We start from the raw sequence: 3,045 nt of genomic DNA, 5'->3' as shown, positions 1-3,045 counted from the left end.
GGGGAGTTGGGAGTTGGGAGTTGGGAGTTGGGAGTTCGGAGTTCGGAGTTCGGAGTTCGGAGTTCGGAGTGGATGAGTGGATGGGTGGATGGGTGGGTAGTGGTTTAGAAAGCTTGCTCTACCAACTATCAACTATCAACTATCAACTATCAACTATCAACTATCAACTATCAACTACCAACTACCAACTATCAACTATCAACTAACCTCCTCCTCCCATCCGAATCTCTGAATAGAAGGACGCCATCGAGTCGCCACTGGGTTGTGTGACGATCGTCGTCCGCAGTCGGACATTGTTACTTTCAAACCAAACTCGTTCTTCTTTGGAGACATCTTCCTGCTCGGTGACTAGAGTAAGCGCGTCGTCGTCGCCGAGGGTGTATTTTACCGATCGAGGCGTTGACGCAGCCATACCAGGAGATGATAATTTAGGTGCGTAAAAAAGTTTACCAGTTTTAGCTTCTGGTGCATCGGCAACTGCGATCGCGATCGATTCACCGTTTTGATTAGCAGCAGTTTGAGGTTGTGGATCCCAACTAATCGTGCCTTTCCAGGTATATTTAATCCCACCCCAAATCGAGCTAGGATCGATACCTACTTGCTGACACAATTGGACTGCTTGCGGATTATCGGTGGGTAAAATTTCAATAATCAGATCGGATTTGCCATGTTCTGACTGTTTCAAAGTTAAATGTTGACTGGTTTTTTGCGAGAACCATTTGCCAGCACTCAACTCAAAAAATTCGCGGACATCCATGATGAGGGGATAGGGGATAGTATGGGTGGATGGGTGGATGGGTGGATGCTTCTGGTGACTCCAGACGTTATGCTAAGAGGAGCTTCAGCAACAGGGTGGATGGATAGTTAGTTGTACCAACGGCCAAATCAAAGCTCAATTTACCACCGCTCTAAAAAAGTAAAGATCGATTTTAAGAAATCGATCTTTACCAGTAACTTAGTATAACCCCTCTACTTGGGATCCTCTTTATCTTCTAAGCGTTGCAAACAGATAATTGCTGCTGCCGATACGTGGGGATGGCTATCTTTAGTGAGATATTTGAGTGCGGAAATGCTCTTGGGGGTAGGTAATTGTCCTAATGCTTCTGCCAATCGTTGGCGTACCATCCAGTTTTCGGATTCGATAAACAATACTAACCGATCGACTGCCGAGACAGCTTTAATCTCGCCTAATGCAGCAATTGCAGCTTGTTGGAGTAATATTTCTGGTGAATCCAAGGCGCGCATCAGCAAGTCGAAAGCACGCGGATCTTTGAGATTGCCTAAGGATACAGCCGCACTAAAACGCACTAACCAATCAGTATCCTCATAAAACGCCCGGACGAGTGCTTCAAAGGCACGGATATCTTCTAAGTATCCTAGAGCACCTGCGGCATCGGCACGAATGCCATAATCTGGATCGTTAGCTAGGATGTCGATCAAAATCGGGTAAGATTCTGGTGTGACTTTGATGCCTAAAGCAAACACTGCCATCGATCGCAGTTGCAAGCTTTCATCGTTGAGCACTTTTTTAATTAACGGTAATGCCACATCAGCAGGAACGTGTCGCAAAGATGCCAAAGCCACCATCCGGTCTCGGAGATCTGGACTCTCCAACTGTTGTGTCAGTAATGCTGTTTCTGCTGGACTTTGCTCACTCATATACTCTCTCGCATACTTTATCCTAATATTGTAACAAATTTTATTAATTACCAGGATCGCCGGATTGCCTGTGCCGATCTCTACTTGACAACGGAACCCCGATAACCATTCATGCTCAGTCATACCGACTCAACTTATCTCTGTCAACTGACGGCTGCCCAAATTCAGGAAATTTTAGTTTTAAATGGGGTATCGATCCAACAATATCAACCCCAGCTACATCAATGGTTGACGATCGCCCAGTTACCGGATCTCGGTCAACTAACTTTGAGATTGGAACCAGAAAAAGCCGCAGAAATCGATCGACGATTGCACGATCGAGAGATTGTTGAATATACGGCAATGACTACGGTGATGAATATCAATATTTGCGATCGATATGTATTTATTCCCTTACTCGCACAAACTAGATGTACCGAAGATTCTTACGCTCAACAATTGCCACCACCCAGCGAATTATGGGGCAGAATTTGTTTATTAGGCAATCTCAATAGTATTTGGACTGCTCAAGATTTATCTTGGGTACAAGCATTGGGACAACAGCTATTAACAGCGATAAATATGTTAGTGGAAGTTAGTACGACAGCTAGCTCGATCGCAGTTACTTCGTCCCCATTAGCCGATCTAGCTGAGTTAATCGAAAAGATCTCTACACTAGAATTACGGTGTCAGCAGAAAGATGATTTTATCAATAATATCGCTCACGATTTACGCGCGCCGTTAATGAATATTAAAATGGCCATGCGGATGCTCAAAACTAGTCTCAAAACAGATCCGATATTTTCCGAACTATTGGTCGGACATCGCGCCGAAAAATATCTAGCAATTTTAGAGCAAGAATGCGATCGAGAAGTTGACTTAATTGACAAGACTCTAGAACTACAAAGATTAGAACTATCGAGCGATAAAGTCGAACTCGAATCAGTAGATATTGCAACTTGGTTGCCAACGACGATCGAACCTTTCGTTCATCGCGCTCATAAATATCGGCAAAAATTGACTGTCGCTCCGGCTCAATGGCTGCCAACTATTATGACAAATCGAGCTTGTCTGACCAAAATTGCGATCGAGTTATTAAATAATGCTTGTAAATACACCGATTCAGACGGTCAGATCTTAGTCGAGATCGAAGCCAATCCACAGGCAGACTGGATGGCGATCGTTTTTAAAAACCAGGCAGAAATACCCGCACAACACTTACCACACATATTTGAACAATTTTATCGGGTACCGGGCAGCGATCGATCGCTCCAAGGTGGTAGCGGATTGGGACTATCTTTAGTTCAAAAGTTAGTCGCTCAATTACATGGTGAAATTCAGCTCGCCAGTACCGAAGGCTGGACGGAGTTTGCCGTAAAGTTACCAGTTGAAGTTAGAGGTTAAATT

The 3,045-nt window shown here is 44.3% G+C and carries 3 protein-coding genes and 1 pseudogene; 2 read left to right on the top strand and 2 right to left on the bottom strand.

Translation table 11 applies throughout. The features are described 5' to 3' along the window. Positions 1-206: pseudogene (locus C7B77_RS30910) on the top strand (dolichyl-phosphate-mannose--protein O-mannosyl transferase); the annotation flags it as partial. Here C7B77_RS30910 and C7B77_RS27090 read toward each other — a convergent pair. Both C7B77_RS27090 and C7B77_RS27085 read right to left on the bottom strand, forming a co-directional pair. Further along, the gene (locus C7B77_RS27090) at positions 203-757 is read right to left on the bottom strand and encodes a phycobiliprotein lyase (RefSeq protein ID WP_106312351.1); all 555 of its coding nucleotides are present in this window, start codon (positions 755-757) and stop codon (positions 203-205) included. The pseudogene C7B77_RS30910 and the gene C7B77_RS27090 sit on opposite strands and share 4 nt — an antisense overlap. A gap of 212 nt (positions 758-969) precedes the next feature. Continuing rightward, positions 970-1,659 carry a HEAT repeat domain-containing protein gene (locus C7B77_RS27085; protein ID WP_106312348.1) on the bottom strand — a complete coding sequence of 230 codons (690 nt, stop codon included), beginning with the start codon at positions 1,657-1,659 and terminating at the stop codon, positions 970-972. A gap of 111 nt (positions 1,660-1,770) precedes the next feature. Here C7B77_RS27085 and C7B77_RS27080 point away from each other — a divergent pair, with 111 nt between their 5' ends. Further along, a complete protein-coding gene (locus tag C7B77_RS27080) occupies positions 1,771-3,042 on the top strand; it encodes a sensor histidine kinase (protein ID WP_106312345.1) in 1,272 nt (423 codons plus the stop codon). The last annotated feature ends 3 nt before the right edge of the window (positions 3,043-3,045 follow it).

The organism is Chamaesiphon polymorphus CCALA 037 (assembly GCF_003003845.1).
Taxonomy (GTDB): domain Bacteria; phylum Cyanobacteriota; class Cyanobacteriia; order Cyanobacteriales; family Chamaesiphonaceae; genus Chamaesiphon; species Chamaesiphon polymorphus.
Note: the sequence above shows the minus strand (reverse complement) of the source record. Positions and strands in the feature narration are given on the sequence as shown.